Origin of the sequence: Pandoraea sp. E26, assembly GCF_000681415.1 — a bacterium.
Classification (GTDB): domain Bacteria; phylum Pseudomonadota; class Gammaproteobacteria; order Burkholderiales; family Burkholderiaceae; genus Pandoraea; species Pandoraea pnomenusa.
The window spans coordinates 348,921-365,417 of the sequence record NZ_AYXJ01000002.1 but is presented as its reverse complement, the minus strand read 5'-3'; the positions used below and the strand labels follow the sequence as shown (position 1 = coordinate 365,417).

General features: G+C 65.7%; 14 protein-coding genes. 4 read left to right on the top strand and 10 right to left on the bottom strand.

Annotated features, from left to right (window positions below):
- Positions 1-137: 137 nt before the first annotated feature.
- The 4 genes from W930_RS0101730 (at position 138) to W930_RS0101715 (ending at position 4,776) form a co-directional block, all read left to right on the top strand.
- Complete coding sequence (locus W930_RS0101730; RefSeq protein WP_023873906.1) at positions 138-914, top strand: AraC family transcriptional regulator; 777 nt, start codon at positions 138-140, stop codon at positions 912-914.
- A gap of 103 nt (positions 915-1,017) precedes the next feature.
- Positions 1,018-1,356, top strand: coding sequence for a tRNA-binding protein (locus tag W930_RS0101725; RefSeq protein ID WP_023596581.1), 339 nt, complete (start codon positions 1,018-1,020; stop codon positions 1,354-1,356).
- Positions 1,357-1,543: 187 nt separating this feature from the next.
- Positions 1,544-3,250 (top strand): phosphoethanolamine transferase, encoded by a 1,707-nt coding sequence (locus W930_RS25605; RefSeq protein ID WP_023873905.1) that lies wholly within the window; start codon positions 1,544-1,546, stop codon positions 3,248-3,250.
- A gap of 143 nt (positions 3,251-3,393) precedes the next feature.
- Positions 3,394-4,776 carry an MFS transporter gene (locus W930_RS0101715; protein ID WP_235195472.1) on the top strand — a complete coding sequence of 461 codons (1,383 nt, stop codon included), beginning with the start codon at positions 3,394-3,396 and terminating at the stop codon, positions 4,774-4,776.
- Between the two features lie 66 nt (positions 4,777-4,842).
- Here the strand turns inward: W930_RS0101715 and hisC are convergent, their stop codons facing one another.
- From hisC to trpB, 10 genes are all read right to left on the bottom strand, one after another.
- The gene (gene hisC / locus W930_RS0101710) at positions 4,843-5,916 is read right to left on the bottom strand and encodes a histidinol-phosphate transaminase (RefSeq protein ID WP_023596583.1); all 1,074 of its coding nucleotides are present in this window, start codon (positions 5,914-5,916) and stop codon (positions 4,843-4,845) included.
- Between the two features lie 14 nt (positions 5,917-5,930).
- Entirely contained in the window at positions 5,931-7,118 is a 1,188-nt protein-coding gene (locus W930_RS0101705) for an O-succinylhomoserine sulfhydrylase (protein WP_023596584.1), read from the bottom strand.
- A gap of 291 nt (positions 7,119-7,409) precedes the next feature.
- Positions 7,410-8,930: an amidophosphoribosyltransferase gene (gene purF / locus W930_RS0101700; protein ID WP_023596585.1), complete on the bottom strand. Its 1,521-nt coding sequence runs from the start codon at positions 8,928-8,930 to the stop codon at positions 7,410-7,412.
- Positions 8,931-8,985: 55 nt separating this feature from the next.
- Positions 8,986-9,909, bottom strand: a complete 924-nt coding sequence (locus tag W930_RS28960) for a CvpA family protein (protein ID WP_051399253.1) — start codon at positions 9,907-9,909, stop codon at positions 8,986-8,988.
- A gap of 13 nt (positions 9,910-9,922) precedes the next feature.
- Positions 9,923-10,942 (bottom strand): SPOR domain-containing protein, encoded by a 1,020-nt coding sequence (locus W930_RS0101690; protein ID WP_051443728.1) that lies wholly within the window; start codon positions 10,940-10,942, stop codon positions 9,923-9,925.
- A 45-nt stretch (positions 10,943-10,987) separates the two neighbouring features.
- Positions 10,988-12,286 (bottom strand): bifunctional tetrahydrofolate synthase/dihydrofolate synthase, encoded by a 1,299-nt coding sequence (gene folC / locus W930_RS0101685; protein WP_023596588.1) that lies wholly within the window; start codon positions 12,284-12,286, stop codon positions 10,988-10,990.
- A 206-nt stretch (positions 12,287-12,492) separates the two neighbouring features.
- Positions 12,493-13,368, bottom strand: a complete 876-nt coding sequence (gene accD / locus W930_RS0101680) for an acetyl-CoA carboxylase, carboxyltransferase subunit beta (protein ID WP_023596589.1) — start codon at positions 13,366-13,368, stop codon at positions 12,493-12,495.
- 136 nt (positions 13,369-13,504) lie between these two features.
- Entirely contained in the window at positions 13,505-14,329 is an 825-nt protein-coding gene (gene trpA / locus W930_RS0101675; protein WP_023873902.1) for a tryptophan synthase subunit alpha, read from the bottom strand.
- Positions 14,283-15,212, bottom strand: a complete 930-nt coding sequence (locus W930_RS0101670; RefSeq protein WP_023596591.1) for a site-specific DNA-methyltransferase — start codon at positions 15,210-15,212, stop codon at positions 14,283-14,285. The genes trpA and W930_RS0101670 overlap by 47 nt, the downstream gene beginning before the upstream one ends.
- A 73-nt stretch (positions 15,213-15,285) precedes the next feature.
- On the bottom strand, positions 15,286-16,488 hold the full coding sequence (trpB, locus tag W930_RS0101665; protein ID WP_023596592.1) for a tryptophan synthase subunit beta: 1,203 nt from the start codon (positions 16,486-16,488) through the stop codon (positions 15,286-15,288).
- Positions 16,489-16,497 lie beyond the last annotated feature (9 nt).

The following is a 16,497-nucleotide window of genomic DNA, read 5'->3' as shown; positions in this document are numbered from 1 at the left end:
GACATCGCTCGCCCGCTTCGCATGACCTCGGCGGCAACGGTCCCCTGTAGCGCGCACCAACGCCGCACGTGGGCGATAATGCGCCATAGCCGAGCGTCGTGAGCCTCCGCCACGTGCCTTCCGAACCGCTTTCCGTCATGTCCGGCCCCATCCTCGAACTGCGCGAATACCGTCCAACGCACAGCACCGACATCCACGACTTTCACCAAGTCGTGATCGGGCTCTCGGGACGCATGGCGTTGTCGCTCGACGGCGAGACGGCACAGTCCGGTCGCGTGAGCGCGCGCAACGGCGTGGTGATTCCCGCCGGCGTGCGTCACGACTATCGCGGCGACGGCCCGAATCGCCAGGTCGTGCTCGACGTTCCCGCGCGCGTGGCCGAGATCACCGGCACCGCACGCGCGTTTGCGCATGAGGCCTTCTTCGCGCTCGACGCCCGGCTGCTGGCGCTCGCACAACGTGTGAGTGCGAGCCTCGCTGGCGGGCAGCCGCTCAACGAACACGACCCCGTCGTGCGCGAATGGCTCATGGCGCTGACGTCGCGACTGGCGCCGGCGCGCCACGCGTCTCGCACGGTCCGGTTGAATCTGGCCCACATCGACGCCCGGCTGCATGCCGACCTGGCCGCGCCGCCGGATACCGCGACCCTCGCGCGCGAGGCCGGCATGAGCGTACGCCACTTCCACGACTGTTTCGTCGCCATGGCCGGCGAGACGCCGCACCGTCACCTCATGCGTCTGCGGCTCGCCCGTGCAGCCGCGCTGCTCGTGGCCGACGACACCGCGCTCGCGGACATCGCACTGGAGGTTGGATTCAACGACCAGAGCGCCCTGACCCACGCGTTTCGCCAGCACTTCGGTCTCACGCCCGCGACATGGCGACGCGAACATGGCGCACGCGACGCGGCGCACTGAGGCGCGTCGACGCCCCGTGTGCAGAAATTCACAAGCCGTCGGCCCAGCGCTCCCGATACGCTCACGGAATTTTCAGGCATCGCAACAGAACCGGGAGCAGCCCATGGCCGAGACCATCGAGTGGCAGGATTTCGAGAAAGTGGAACTTCGTGTGGGGACGATCGTGACCGCACGCGTCAACGAGAAGGCGAAGAAGCCGGCCTACGTGCTGGAGGTCGATCTCGGGGAACTGGGTGTGAAGACGTCCAGCGCACAGATCACGGTGCACTACACGCCGGCATCGCTCGTCGGGCGGCAGGTGCTCTGCGTATGCAATTTTCCGCCGAAGCGGATCGCCGGCATCGTCTCGGAAGTGCTCGTGACGGGTTTCGCGGACACTGACGGCGCGATCGTCCTCGCCGGTGTTGAACGTCCCGTGCCCAATGGGGCTCGCCTCCACTGAACGCCCCCCTCGCCCGGCGCCCGAAAGTTCCGACGACCCGACGAAATTCGTCCCGAAAATGACAGGGGGACGGCACCGAATGCCGAATTCCGTGTCAAATGGCGTCGCTGCCCGGCGCGCGACGATGGCGCCGGCAAGGATCGACGGGCACGCCGCGACTTGCCACGGGGTATTGGGGGATGATGGCTTGAAACCACTTCTGTATCGTCTGGGGCTCGGATTGCTCGGGCTTTGTGCGTTCTGGGCGCTGGGCATGCTCAGCGCCAACGAGCTGGGCAAGAGTGCCGCGCTCATGACCACGGCTCTGCCGGGACTGGCGGGCCTGTGCCTGTTGCTGCGGGCGCGGCCCGCCTGGTTCAGCGCGACCACGCTCGGCGTGATCGCCGTTTTCTTTCTCGACGCCGCTACGAAAGGTTTCCTGCGCGATTACTTCGGTTTGCGACCGAATCATCTGCTCGTGCTTCAGGCGGTGTTCAACACCAATGCATCGGAGACCGGCGAATTCTTCCGTCACAACTGGCGCGACGTGGCCGAGGCGAGCGCCGCCTTCGCCGGACTTTTCGCAATGGCCGTGGCGCTGGAGCGCTGTCTGTCACGCCGAGAGGCCGCCGGTGCGCGACCACCGCTGCGCCGTGGCGGCCAGATCGCGGTGGCCACCCTGCTCGCGGGCTTTCTCGCCCTGCATCTGAACCCGACGATGGCCAAGGAGAACCCGCTGCTCTACTGGCCGCTGCGCTATCTCGATTACAAGGGGCAACTCGCGCACGCCGAGAAGCTGCAACGCGAGCTCGAGCAAAGCATGGCGCAGCGCACCGACTGGCAGGTGCAATATCACGGTCCGGACCGCAAGACCGTGGTATGGGTCATCGGCGAGAGCCTGAACCGCAACAACATGTCGCTCTATGGCTACGCGCGCAACACCACACCGATGCTGGACACATTGCGCAGCGACCTGACCGTATTTCGCGACGTGGTGTCGTCCGAGCCGGCGACGATGGCATCGCTCATGAAGATGCTCACCCCCGCGAGCCTCGACGATCCCGACGCGTGGACACGCCAACCGGACTTGATCATGCTGGCCAAGGAGGCCGGTTTCCGCACGTATTGGCTCTCGAATCAGGTGCCCAATGACGGCTGGCTCGGCCTCGTCGCCAATCGCGCGGACGAACGCGTCTTCATCAACAAGGGGTTCGGCCGGGGCGAGAACAACTTCGACGGCAATCTTCTGCCGGCATTCGAGCATGCCCTCGCGAACGATGCCCCCCGCAAGCTCATCGTGGTGCATCTGCTCGGCGCGCATCCCACCTATGACATGCGCTATCCCGAGAGCTTCGCGCGCTTCCACAACACGGACGACACCGTAATGGCCGGGCTCAAGGCCCAGGGGCGCTCGCTCTGGGTGCGGCGCCTGCGCAACGAGTACGACAACGCCATCGCCTACAACGATTTCGTCGTCGCCAGTCTGATCCGCAAGACGATGTCGACCGATGCGTCGGCCGACGCGAGCCTGCTGTTCAGCTCGGATCACGCACAGGAAGTGGGGCATACCCGAAACCACACCGGGCAGTCGGTGGCCGACGCGTCGGGTTACGAAATTCCGATGATCGTCTGGACGCGCAGCGCCATCGATGCGCAACGCCGCGCCTCGCTGGAGTCGCGCCCCTACCAGACCGATCAGCTCGAGCATACGATGCTCGGCCTTCTGGACATCGGCACGCCCTACTATGACGCGTCGCGCGATGTGCTGAGCGATGCGTTCGTCCCCGCGCCACGCCGCATCAACGGCATGGCCTACCGACCGGCGGCAAGCGTGTCCGACGCGGCGTCCGGCGCGCAGCGCGCACGAGGCGCGCAAAGCGCCGGGAGTGGCGGGAAGGGTCGGGAAGGTGCGTAACGCCAAGGGCCCCGCCAACGGTGCCCTTACCAGCGATACCGGTTGAGTCGTCGCGACGTCGAATTCAACCGCAAGAAACGGAGCGTTTGATCGCGGCCATCTGACTAGACTCCCTTCGAGATCCCCGCTTCGAAGAGATGCCGATGACAGACGCACCGCCGCCCCTGCCCCGCCGCCCGTTGCCCGCCGATTTTCCGCCCGATGTACGCGTCGATACGCACATCGATGCGCACATCAATGCGCACGTCGACTCGGAGTCCGATGCACGCGCCGCGCCCTGCACCGGCGAGTCGATGCATGTGCTCGTCACATCGCTCTCGCGCGCGAACCTCGCTGCGCAATTCAGCGAACAGATGACGCTTGCGGTCATCCCGATCGTGGCCGTCATCGCGTTGCGCGCCTCAGCCGAGCAGACCGCCACGTTGCAAGCGGCCACCACGTTGCCGTTTCTGCTGCTCTCTCTGCCTGCCGGCGTGCTTGCGGACCGTTATCGTCGCAAGCCGCTCATGATCTCGACGGAGCTGCTGCGTGCCGCGGCGCTCCTCGTGCTCTTCCTCCTGTTCCGGATGCACTGGCTCACGCTCGCTTCACTGGGCGCGCTGGGCTTCGCGATAGCGACGGGGACCGTGGTCTTCGGCGCGGCGGCCCCCTCGCTGGTCGCCGCGCTCGTCGGCCCGGCCCATCTGCTCACCGCGAACCGGCGACTGGAGACGGCCCGCAGCGTTGCCTTCACCGCCGGACCAGCCATCGGTGGCGTGCTGGCGGGCGTGGCCTCCGGGCTGTTCGCCTTCGCGACCGCCCTCGCGCTGTCGCTCGCCAGCGCATTCTGGCTGTCCCGGCTGCCAGCGGAAACCCCGCGCACCGGTGCGCGACGACACTTCGTTCATGAACTCGGCGAAGGGGTGCGTTTCATCGTCCGCAATCGGTATCTGCGCCCCATCGTGGCGACGGCGTTCGTCTTCAATACCGCGTGGTATCTGTTGTTGTCCGTCTTCGCGTTCCACGCCATCGACGCACTCGGGTTCTCGCCGCAAGCGGTCGGCGCCGCGCTGGGGACCTATGGATTCGGGATGGTGTGCGGGGCGATGGGTTACGCACGTGTGGCAAACCGCCTGCGCTTCGGACGGCAGATCCTCCTTGGCCCGATCTGCGCCGGGCTCGCGGCACTGCTGATGTGCGCCACCACCGTGGTGCCGCGTGGTCCGGGCGCCTACGGCGTCGTGTTCGCGGCCTTCTTCCTGTTTGGCTTCGGCCCGATCGTCTGGACGATCTCCACGACGTCGCTGCGCCAGATCGTCACCCCCGGCGGCCTGGTCGCGCGCGTGTCGGCTGTCACGATGACGGCAACCTGCGGCGCACGACCGTTAGGTGCGTTTCTGGGGGCCGCAATCGCATCCGGGCACGGCGCAAAAGCCTGTCTTTTTGCCATGGCCGTCGGCTTCGGCATGCAGCTTGCCATCATCGCCCGCTCGCCCGCGGCGCGCCTTGCGTCGCTCGAAGCCGCGGATAGCGGCCAATCGCGTTAGACGCGGCTGGGATCGCCCGGCCGTCGGGACGATCTCGCATGACGCGTAGTCGTCCCGAAGCACCGTTCATTGTGCGTGCAGCACCTCGCGAAGCGCATCGGTCAGCGCCTGGCACTCCGCTTCCGTCCCCACCGTAATGCGCAGGAACTGCGCAATGCGCGCCTGCTTGAAGTGACGCACGATGATCGAGCGCTCGCGCAGCGCGGCGGACAGTTGCGCCGCGTCGTGCGACGGGTGACGCGCGAACACGAAGTTCGCGGCAGACGGCAGCACCTCGAAGCCGAGGGCCGTCAGCCGCGCCACCAGCGCCTCGCGGCTGGCGATCACCGCGCGCCGCGTCTCGTCGAAATACGTCTCGTCCTCGATGGCCGCCACACCGGCCGCTTGCGCGAGCCGATCGAGCGGATACGAGTTGAAGCTGTTCTTCACGCGCTCGAGCGCTTCGATCAGGTCGGGATGCCCCATGGCGAAGCCCAGGCGCAGCCCCGCGAGCGAGCGGGACTTCGACAGCGTTTGCACGACCAGAAGATTCGGATATCTGCCGATGAGCGTCGCGGCGCTCTCGCCACCGAAATCGATGTACGCCTCGTCGATCACCACCACCGAATCCGGATTGCCCGCCAGCAGCCGTTCGATCTCGCCCGAGGCCAGCACGCGCCCCGTCGGGGCATTGGGGTTGGGGAAGATGATGCCGCCGTTGGGCTTCAGGTAATCGTCGACACGGATTTCGAACGTCTCGGTGAGCGGCACGTTCTCGAAGGCCACGCCGTACAGCCCGCAGTACACCGGGTAGAAGCTGTAGGTGATGTCCGGATAGAGAATCGGCTTGTCGTGCTTGAGCAAGCCTTGAAACACGTTTGCCAACACCTCGTCGGACCCGTTACCCACGTGCACATTCGCCACGTCCAGACCGAAACGCCTGGCAATGGCCTGCTTGAAGCGACGCGCGTCAGGATCGGGGTAAAGCTTGAGCGCGTCCGCATCGCTGCCGAGCGCCTCGCGAATCGCGGCGAGCACCCGCGGCGACGGCCCGTACGGATTCTCGTTGGTATTGAGTTTGATGAGCCGCTGCATCTGCGGCTGCTCACCGGGGACGTACGGCGTCAGGTTGGCAACGCCCGCACTCCAGAATCGGCTCATGACGTCGGCTCCACTCACTTTGCGAAACCGCGCGCCAGATCCGCCTGGATGTCGGCCGGCGACTCCAGCCCCACGGCCAGGCGAATCAGCCCCTCCGTGATGCCGGCGGCCGCGCGGGCCTCGGGCGTGATGCGACCGTGCGTGGTGCTCGCCGGATGCGTGATCGTCGTACGCGTATCGCCGAGGTTACCCGTGATCGAACACACCTGCGAGTTGTCGATCACACGCCATGCGTTCTCGCGTTGCTCGGCCGGCGTTGCCCCCTTGAGCTCGAAGGCCACGATCGCGCCGCCCGCCTTCTGCTGACGCTGGGCCAGGGCGTACTGCGGGTGCGACGGCAGCCCGGGGTAGTACACGCGCGCGACCTGCGGCTGTTTCTCGAGCCATTGCGCAATGATCAGTGCGTTCGCGGATTGCTTCTCCACGCGCAGCGACAGCGTCTCCATGCCCTTGAGCAGCACCCATGCGTTGAACGCCGAGAGCGTGGGGCCCGCGCTTCGCACGAACGGGAAGACCTTGCCCATGATGAATTCCTTCGTACCGACGATCGCGCCGCCCAGCACGCGGCCCTGGCCATCCAGATACTTGGTCGCTGAGTGCACGACGACGTCGGCGCCATACTCGATCGGGCGCTGCAATGCCGGGGTGCAGAAGCAGTTGTCGACGACGAACAGCGCGCCCGCTTCCTTCGCGATCTTGCCGATGGCGGTAATGTCGGCGATATCGGTGAGCGGGTTCGACGGCGTTTCCAGGAAGAACATCTTCGTGTTCGGTCGAATCGCCGCGCGCCAGGCGTCGAGATCCGTGGGATCGACGAACGTGGTCTCGACACCGAAGCGATTGAAGATCGTGGAGAAAACGTTGAGCGTGGAGCCGAAAATACTGCGCGAACTCACGAGATGGTCGCCGGCGGACAGCGCCGACATCACGACCGAGACGATCGCGCTCATGCCCGAGGCGGTCGCCATGCACGCCTCGGCGCCTTCGAGCGCGGCCAGTCGATCCTGGAACATCGACACGGTCGGATTGGTGAAGCGCGAGTAGGTGAAGCCCTCCTCCGAATGCGCGAAGCGTTCGGCGGCTTCGGCCGCGCTCTTGAAGACAAAGCTCGAGGTCAGGTACAGCGCCTCGGAATGCTCACCAAACTCGGAGCGCTGCGTGCCCGCGCGCACCGCCAGGGTGTCGAAATCGAAGGAGTCCATCGTATATCTCGTCATTGGATCGGCCCGCCCGTCGGCCAAAAAAAGAAAAGCCCGTTTCGCTGGTCAGCAAAACGGGCTCGAAATCCATCTGTCTAGGCCTCGCTTTAGCTGTTTCGGGGAGATTCCCCCACGTCCGCAAGCTGAAATCAAATCGACGTGAGAAGCAGTGTAGCACGTTGCCGGCAACGCAGAAACTTTGGCGCCGCGCACCCGGATCGCGTCCGGCCCAAGCCCGCGGTCCGCCCCGGATTCCCGAAGCTTGCCGCCATGGCCGGCCCGGCGACGCGTCTGTCAGAGGCCAAGCTGAGCCCCGCGCGGCTCATTGTCATCGCCCTCGTTAGCTTCCACGACAGGCGCCTTCGGCGCCTTGCGCTGCTGCTCCAGGCGATTGAGGTATTCCGGCGTGACATCGCCCGTGATGTAGTTGCCGTCGAAGCACGAGGCGTCGAAGTCGGTCAGCGCCGGATTGATGTCGCGCACGGCGGCCTTCATGTCCTCGACGTCCTGATAAATCAGTTCGTCGGCGCCGATGATTCGCGCCACTTCCTCGTCGCTGCGGTCATGAGCGACCAGTTCGCTGCGCGTGGGCATGTCGATGCCGTACACGTTCGGGAATTTCACGGGCGGCGCGGCCGAGGCGAAGATCACCTTGCGGGCGCCGGCGTCGCGCGCCATCTGCACGATTTCCTGGCTGGTCGTGCCACGTACGATCGAATCGTCGACGATGAGCACGTTCTTGTCCTTGAACTCGACGCGCATCGCGTTGAGCTTCTGGCGCACCGACTTCTTGCGCATGGCCTGACCCGGCATGATGAAGGTGCGGCCAACGTAGCGGTTCTTGAAAAAGCCTTCACGGTAGTTCAGGCCCAGACGCTTGGCGACCTGCATGGCAGCCGGACGGCTCGAGTCCGGAATCGGCATGACCACGTCGATGTCCTGGTAGTCGAGTTCGCGGCGGATCTTCTCGGCGAGATAGTCGCCCATGCGCAGGCGGGCATCGTAGACCGGCACGCCGTCGAGCACGGAGTCCGGGCGCGCCAGATACACGAGTTCGAAAATGCAGGGATGCATCGACGCCGACGTCGCGCATTGCTGCGAGGTCAGCTCACCGTCGTTGCTGATGAAGACCGCTTCGCCCGGCTTGACGTCGCGCTCGAACGCGAAGCCCATGCCTTCGAGCGCCACCGATTCCGACGCCACCATCCACTCCGTGCCGTTCGGGCCGTCGAAGCGGCCGATACACAGGGGACGAATGCCGTTCGGATCGCGAAACGCGAGCAGGCCGAAGCCCGAGATGATCGAGACGATCGCGTACGATCCGCGTAGCCGGCCGTGCACCTTGCCGACCGCCTCGAACAGCGACGCGACGGTCAGGCCATCGCGCGAACTACGTTCGAGTTCGTGCGCGAGCACATTGAGCAGCACTTCGGAATCGGAGGTGGTGTTGATGTGGCGACGGTCGACCCGGAACATCTCGTCCTTGAGCTGTTCCCAGTTCGTCAGGTTGCCGTTGTGGGCGAGCACGATGCCGTACGGCGCATTCACGTAGAACGGCTGGGCCTGCGCGGCACTCGACGATCCCGCCGTCGGGTAACGCACCTGGCCAATGCCGACGCTGCCCGGCAAGTCGCGCATGTTGCGCGTGCGGAACACGTCCCGCACCATGCCGTTGCCCTTGTGCATGTAGAAGGACTGGCCATCCGTCGTCGCGATACCGGCGGCGTCCTGGCCGCGGTGCTGCAGGAGCAGCAGACTATCGTAGATGAACTGGTTGACCGGGGATTTGGAGACTACACCGACGATGCCACACATGGCATGAATCCTTCAAAAAACATCGAAATCTGCATCAAACGGACTGTATTATCCGTCATTCGGAAACCTTGTGCAGGCCGGTCGACGGCGTGGACGATCCGCCCACCCCACCGCTGCGCATGCCCCAGCCCGGCGACCCATCGCCGCCGCCCTGCACGCTCAGGCCGCTGCCGCCCGACGATCCGGTACCTTGCCCGGCCAGCGCATTCGCCGCTCCGCTCACCGCATTCGTCGCGCCGCCCATCAGGTTCGACAATCGGCTCGACATCGCACCACCGCCCGCGCCGCCCGTTTTGTCCACGTCGCTCATCGCGCCGGCCGCCCCCGTGTTGCCTGGCCTGCCGCGCACATGACCGCCCTCGATCACTTCCGGCCCTGCCCGCCCGCCTGGCGACGTCATGCCCCGGTAAGGCTCCAACTGGGGCAAGGGGATCGACGTCCCCAACGGATTCGTGCTCGGTATCGCCGCATCGGGCTTGTGCAGGTAGTGCTGCACCGGTTCGGGCAGGTAAGGCATCAGACGTTCGAGCCCCGCTTCCACCCAGGGCCTCACCAGCGAGTTCTGCCAGACCGGCTCCTTGGGCAATGCCGTTAACTTGGCGGCGACCATCAGGACCATCAAGAGCAAAACACCGCGAACAATACCGAACAACATGCCTAATCCGCGATCGGCCGGTCGCAGGCCGATCAAATCGGTCATGCGCCCCACCAGCGCGCTCACGATTCCCGCGCCGAACACCACGGCAACGAGCACCAGCAGGAAGCCCAGTGCACCCTGCGTCATCTCGCCGCCCGGCAGGTCCGCCGGCAGCCAGTGCGCCACCGTCGGGCCGAAAGCGCGCGCGACGAAGAACGCAACCACCCAGCCGACGAGATTGAACAGCTCGCGCACCAGACCGCGCAGCATACCCAGCAACATCGAACCCAACAGGATCGCAATGGCCGCGTAATCCACCACGGTCAGCAGACCGCCATGCATGGAATTGCCCAACTCAGCCTGCCTCGGCGACCTGCGCCGTCAGTCCGGCATCGCGAATCTTCTTGCCCGCGGCTTCCGCACTCGCGCGATCGGGGAAGGGACCTGCGCGCAGCAGGTAAAGCTCACGACCGTCGACCGCGCTCTTCACCATATAGCTCGGCACGTTCACGAGCTTGAGCTTGACGAGCCACGCCTGGGCACGATCCTGGGTCGAGAACGCCCCGATGCGCACGAGGTATTTGCCACCCGACGCGGCCGGCTTTTGCGTCGCGTCATGATTGTCGGCCGACCTGGCGGGCCTGGTGCCCGTGTTGTTCTGGGCGAACTGTGCGATCGGGTCAGCGGCATTGCCGGACTGGGGCTTCGCCTGGGCTCGCGCGGTGTCGTGCGTGTCCGGCTTGGCCGCCGGCTTCGCATCGGCGTGCTGCTCGGGCTTTTTCGCGTCGGGTTTGTGCGCTTCAGGCTTGACTTCCGGCTTCACCTGCGCGACCTGCGGCTCCGGCACTGCGGTCGGCGCCGGGGCCGGCGCCGGGGCCGGGGCCGGGGCCGGGGCCGGGGCCGGGGCCGGCTTGGCCGCGTTGGCCAGTGTGCTGCTGTCGACGGCCTCCTCGCCCTTGTCGAGCGACGCGTCGGACGGCGGCGTCGCGGCGGCCTGCGGCTTCACGCGCACGGGCGGCGAGCCGGCATCCTTGCCGGGAATCTGGATCGCGATGTCGTCGGCCGCCGGCTTAGGCTCCGGCGCGAGGACCATCGGCAGAATAATGACGGCGGCGAGCACCAACGCCAGCGCGCCGACCAGACGGCGGCGCGCACGTTGCTTCTCGGGCAGCAGCGGATCGAGTTGCTCGTGCTCGCTGTACTCGCCCCCTCCCGCCGCACGGGTGCCGGTTCGGCCGCTCCTGCGGCTACCGCGCTTCGGGGGAACGGCTTCGGCGTCTTTCTTGCGGAAGGAAAACAATCCCATAGGCCCTTGGCTCTGGTCGAAACTCGCGTCGTTGGACTGATCATCGCGCATCTGGTGCGGCATGCGCATGACATTTCTCGTAAGCAAATGTCACGGCAAAGGCACCTTCACGCATCAGTGGCGTTGCAGCTTGCGGTGCGACATCACACCCGCCACCGTAAAGAACGATCCAAAAACCACAATTCTATCATTCTCCCCGCACTGCTCGAGCGCGGCGGCATAGGCTTTCTCGGGGGATTCGAAGCTTTCGACGGAATGGTCGGCGTCCGGCTTGAACCCGACGGCCCGCAACTTCTCCTCGAGCACCGCCGGCCCTGCCGCGCGCCCGGTCGGCAGTGCGCACAGGCGCCAGTGATCGACCTTGTCGACCAGGTGGCGCAGCACGCCTTCGATATCCTTGTCGGCCATGGCGCCGAACACCGCATACGTGTACGGAAAGTAGCCCATGCCTTCGAGGTTGTGGCCAAGTGCCGCCGCGGCGTGCGGGTTGTGCGCCACGTCCAGCACCACCGCAGGGCGCCCCGGCAGCACCTGAAAGCGTCCCGGCAGTTCCACCGAGGCGAGTCCCAGACGAATGTCCTGTGCGGAGACCGGCAGCACGCTGCGCATCGATTCGAGCGCCGCGAGCGCCGCCGATGCGTTGAGCAACTGGTTCGCCCCGCGCAGCGCCGGGTATGCCAGCGCAGGACGGCGCATCTGGCGCCCGCCGTAGCTCCATTGCTGCTTGTCGCCCTGATAGTTGAAATCGCGGCCGAAAAGCCACAGGTCGGCGCCAATGCGCTCGGCCTCGGAGACGAGCGTGGCGGGCGGCATCGGATCGCCGCAAATGGCCGGCTTGCCCGCACGGAAGATGCCGGCTTTCTCGATGGCGATCGCCTCGCGCGTGTTGCCCAGGTAGCTCGCGTGGTCGATGTCGATGCTCGTGACGACCGCGCAATCGGCATCGACGATATTCACCGCGTCCAGGCGCCCGCCGAGCCCCACCTCGAGAATCACGGCATCGAGCCCGGCGGTGGCGAACAGATGCATGATCGCAAGCGTGGTGAACTCGAAATACGTGAGCGAGACCGGCGTCTCGAAGCTGGTGCGCGCCCGCTCGACCGCCTCGAAGTGCGGCAGCAGCGTAGCGTCGTCCACGACTTCGCCGTTCACTCGCGCGCGCTCATTGAACGAGATCAGATGCGGCGACGTGTGGCAGCCGACGCGGTACCCGGCCGAGAGAAGAATGGCCTCGATGAGCGCGCAGGTCGAACCCTTGCCGTTGGTGCCGCCGACCGTGAAGACGGGGCACGGGAATTTGAGCCCTAGTGCGTCTTTCACGCGGCCAATGCGCGCGAGCCCCATGTCGATACCCACGGGGTGGGCGGTTTCGAGGTGGGCCAGCCAGGCGTCGAGAGTGGAATATGTCGGCATGAATATACGGGGCAGAAAACAAAAACGCGGACGTCGTGTAACGTCCGCGCTGTTTGCTGCGAAATAAGGCGAATGATGCAAACGATGCAATCAGGCGCTGCTGGTGCCGCGCCCGCGTGGCGTTGCGTCATTCTACGCCGTTGCACCGCCCTTTGGGGCACAGCAACGGCGCACGCCGCTTCACCGTGCGGCCGATGCCGCGGGCCTCAGGCGACCGCGTCGGCCGGCTGGCACTGCATCAGCGCGATCAGGCGAGCGATCTCCTCGCGCATGTTGCGACGGTCGACGATCATGTCGATCGCGCCCTTTTGCAGCAGGAACTCCGAGCGCTGGAAGCCTTCGGGCAGTTTCTCGCGCACGGTCTGCTCGATCACGCGCGGGCCCGCGAAGCCGATGAGCGCCTTGGGCTCGGCCATCACCACGTCGCCCAGGAAGGCGAAGCTCGCGGACACGCCACCCATCGTCGGATCGGTCAGCACGGAGATGAACGGCAGCTTGGCGTCGGACAGCTTCGTGAGCATGGCCGTGGTCTTGGCCATCTGCATGAGCGAGAGCAGGCTTTCCTGCATGCGCGCGCCGCCCGAAGCGGTCACGCAGATGAAGGGCACGCCCTGTTCGAGTGCATTCTGTGCGCCGCGCACGAAGCGCTCGCCGACCACGGAGCCCATCGAACCGGCCATGAACGAAAACTCGAAGCAGGCCACCACGACCGGCAGCGTGTGGATCGCACCGCCCATGACAACCATGGCATCGGTCTCGCCGCTATCGTCCATCGCTTCCTTGATGCGGTCCGGATACTTGCGGCTGTCCTTGAACTTCAGCGCGTCGACCGGCACGATCTCCTGGCCCAGTTCGTAGCGGCCTTCCGGATCGAGCAGCGCGTCCAGACGCGCGCGCGCACCGATGCGCATGTGATGGTCGCACTTCGGGCAAACGTGCAGATTCGCTTCCACGTCGTTGCGATACAACACCGCTTCGCACGACGGGCACTTGATCCACAGCCCTTCCGGGATGCTCTTGTTGCGCTGCGTCGGATCGGTTTGCTTGATCTTCGGGGGCAGCAGCTTATCGAGCCAGCTCATAGTTTCTCCTTGGCAAACGCCCGCTCCACAGGGGGCGGGCGTTTCTGGCGACCGTATGATACGGTCGTTTCAATTCAGCGTTTCACCGGGCGGGTCGGGCGCCCCTCGGGCCGTCTCGACCCCGGACGCCGCGAATTTACGCCGATTTGGCGCCCTCGTCGAGCGCCTGACGGATACCGCCGATGAATTCAGCCAGCGATTTTACCGCGTTCTGGCCTTCCAGATCACGCGGCGTGTTTTCCAGACGCTGCACGATGGCACTGCCGATGACCACGGCGTCGGCCACACTGGCGATGGCGCGGGCCGTTTCGGCGTCGCGAATCCCGAAGCCCACGCCGACCGGCAGCGCCGCGGCCGCCTTGATCTGGGGAATCTTGGCGGCCACGCTCGCCAGATCCAGGCTCGCCGCGCCGGTCACGCCCTTGAGCGAGACGTAGTACAGGTAGCCGCTCGCCTGACGTGCCACGGCGGCGATACGCGCATCGGTCGACGTGGGCGAGAGCAGGAAGATCGGATCGATGCCGTGCGCGCGCATGGCGCCCGCGTAGGCTTCGGCCTCCTCGGGCGGGTAATCGACCACCAGCACGCCGTCCACGCCGGCCCTGGCGGCGCGCTCGGCGAAAGCCTCGAGGCCCATCGCCTCGATCGGGTTGGCGTAGCCCATGAGTACGACCGGCGTGCGATCGTTGGTCTGACGGAACACGGCCACGTAGCCGAGCACCTCGGCCAGGCTCACGCCGCGCGCCAGCGCGCGCTCCGAGGCGCGCTGAATCACGGGGCCATCGGCCATCGGGTCGGAGAACGGCACACCGAGTTCGATGGCGTCGGCACCGTTGTCAGCCAGCGCGTGCATCAGCTTGACGGACCACCCCGGCTCCGGATCGCCGGCGGTGATGAACGGAATGAGGCCCTTCTTACCCTGCGCTTGCAAGGCTTGGAACGTCGCTTGAATGCGGGACATGATCGGAAAGTCTCTGAAGTCGTTGGTTGGCGAGCGCGTGATAGTGCGCGTTGAGCTCGAAGCCGACGAAACGCCGGCCGTGCAGCGCGCACGCCACGGCCGTCGTGCCACTGCCCATGAACGGGTCGAGCACGAGTCCGCCGGGCGGGCAACTGGCCAGCACCATGCGCTCGATGATATGCAGCGGTTTCTGCGTCGGATGATCGACGCGTTCGGGGTCTTGCCGGTGCAATCGCGAGATCGACCACAGATCCTTGGGGTTGTAACCCAGTTCCAGCCACTTGCTGCCCTCGAAGATGCGGCGCGAGCGCGCCTTCTTCGTCGCGGCGTCATACGGCACGCGCACGGCATCGAGGTCGAAATAGTAGTCCTTCGACACTGCGAAAAAACCGATGTTGTCGTGCACGGACGAGAATCGCCGCGTACTGCCGCCCATGCTGGGCACGCGGCGATCCCAGATGATCTCGTTGATCATCAGCATGCGCTGCTTCAGAAACACGAAGAGCTCGGGGGCGTACTGCCACGTACAGAACAGGTAGAGCGAGCCGCGCGGTGCGAGCTTCGGAATGGCCGCCTCCAGCCAGCCATACGTCCAGCCGAGAAAGTCCTCGCCGGAGCGCTTGTCCGAGTCGTTGCCGTAATCCTTGCCAAGCCCGTAGGGCGGGTCGGCCAGAATCAGGTCGACGCTGCCGTCTTCCAGTTCATGCACGTGATGCAGGAAATCAGCGTGACGCAAATCGATGTCGCCCGGCGCCCATTGCGCCCGCAGCTCGCCGGCAGCCTCCAGGGCTTCGAGACGTGCGGCGGCGGCTTCGGTGGCGTCCACGGGACGCTCGGTCCCGAGGGCGTCATTCTGTGCCTTGCGATCAGTCAGATCGGTCATGCTGGTTCGGTTGGTGTCAGGAAGGATCAGGGAATCCGTGGCATCCCGCCGCAATGCGGCAATGCAACGGCGCTTACGCGCCCGGGTGCGCCGGCTTGGCCAGCGCCATCACGGTGTGCATGTCCTTGTCGCCGCGCCCCGAGAGATTGACCAGCACGATCTGATCGCTCGGCAGCGTGGGCGCAAGCTTGCACGCGTAAGCGAGCGCATGACTCGACTCCAGTGCCGGGATGATGCCCTCGATGCGACAGCAGTCATGAAAGGCCCGCAGCGCCTCGGTGTCGGTAACGCCCACGTACTCGGCACGCTTGATGTCGTGCAGCCACGCATGCTCGGGCCCCACCCCGGGGTAGTCGAGACCGGCAGAGATCGAGTGCGTCTCGGTGATCTGACCGTGCGAATCCTGCAGCAGATACGTGCGGTTCCCATGCAGTACGCCCGGCGTGCCACCGAGGATCGACGCCGCGTGGCGGCCGGTCTCGATGCCCTCGCCCGCCGCTTCCACGCCCACGAGCTTCACGTCGGGCACGTCGATATACGGGTAGAAGATGCCCATGGCGTTGGAGCCGCCGCCCACGCACGCGAGCACGTAATCCGGCTGACGACCGGCCAGTTCGGGCATCTGCACCTTGCACTCCTCGCCGATCACGCTCTGGAAATCGCGCACGAGCATCGGGTACGGGTGCGGCCCGGCCACGGTACCGATGATGTAGAAGGTACTCTCGACGTTCGTCACCCAGTCGCGCATCGCTTCATTGAGGGCATCCTTGAGCGTCTTCGATCCGGACTCCACCGGAATCACGGTCGCGCCCAGCAGTTGCATGCGGTACACATTGGCGGCCTGGCGCTTGACGTCCTCGGCGCCCATGTAGACCACGCACTCCATGCCGAAACGCGCGGCGATGGTCGCGGTGGCCACGCCGTGCTGCCCCGCCCCGGTCTCGGCGATCACACGACGCTTGCCCATGCGGCGCGCAAGCAGCGCCTGTCCGATCACGTTGTTGACCTTGTGCGCGCCGGTGTGATTCAGGTCTTCGCGCTTGAGGTACACCTGCGCACCGCCCAGTTCCTGGCTCCAGCGCTTGGCGTGATAGATCGGCGACGGTCGGCCGACGTAATGCTTCAGTTCGTAGTGGAATTCTTCGAGGAAAGCCGGATCGTGCTGATACCGGGCATACGCCTCGCGCAGTTCGTCGAGCGCGTGAATCAGCGTCTCGGCGACAAAGACACCGCCGTACGGGCCGAAATGGCCCCGGGCGTCAGGAAAATCGTACATGGTCGTCAC

Excerpts from the sequence above, each read along its gene's own strand:
- trpA (WP_023873902.1), bottom strand. The coding sequence starts at position 14,329 with ATGTCCCGCATTCAAGCGACGTTCCAAGCCTTGCAAGCGCAGGGTAAG.
- W930_RS0101690 (WP_051443728.1), bottom strand. The coding sequence starts at position 10,942 with ATGCGCATGCCGCACCAGATGCGCGATGATCAGTCCAACGACGCGAGT.
- accD (WP_023596589.1), bottom strand. The coding sequence starts at position 13,368 with ATGAGCTGGCTCGATAAGCTGCTGCCCCCGAAGATCAAGCAAACCGAT.
- W930_RS0101725 (WP_023596581.1), top strand. The coding sequence starts at position 1,018 with ATGGCCGAGACCATCGAGTGGCAGGATTTCGAGAAAGTGGAACTTCGT.
- W930_RS0101715 (WP_235195472.1), top strand. The coding sequence starts at position 3,394 with ATGACAGACGCACCGCCGCCCCTGCCCCGCCGCCCGTTGCCCGCCGAT.
- W930_RS0101730 (WP_023873906.1), top strand. The coding sequence starts at position 138 with ATGTCCGGCCCCATCCTCGAACTGCGCGAATACCGTCCAACGCACAGC.
- W930_RS0101705 (WP_023596584.1), bottom strand. The coding sequence starts at position 7,118 with ATGGACTCCTTCGATTTCGACACCCTGGCGGTGCGCGCGGGCACGCAG.
- W930_RS28960 (WP_051399253.1), bottom strand. The coding sequence starts at position 9,909 with ATGCATGGCGGTCTGCTGACCGTGGTGGATTACGCGGCCATTGCGATC.
- W930_RS0101670 (WP_023596591.1), bottom strand. The coding sequence starts at position 15,212 with ATGACCGATCTGACTGATCGCAAGGCACAGAATGACGCCCTCGGGACC.
- trpB (WP_023596592.1), bottom strand. The coding sequence starts at position 16,488 with ATGTACGATTTTCCTGACGCCCGGGGCCATTTCGGCCCGTACGGCGGT.
- hisC (WP_023596583.1), bottom strand. The coding sequence starts at position 5,916 with ATGAGCCGATTCTGGAGTGCGGGCGTTGCCAACCTGACGCCGTACGTC.
- purF (WP_023596585.1), bottom strand. The coding sequence starts at position 8,930 with ATGTGTGGCATCGTCGGTGTAGTCTCCAAATCCCCGGTCAACCAGTTC.
- folC (WP_023596588.1), bottom strand. The coding sequence starts at position 12,286 with ATGCCGACATATTCCACTCTCGACGCCTGGCTGGCCCACCTCGAAACC.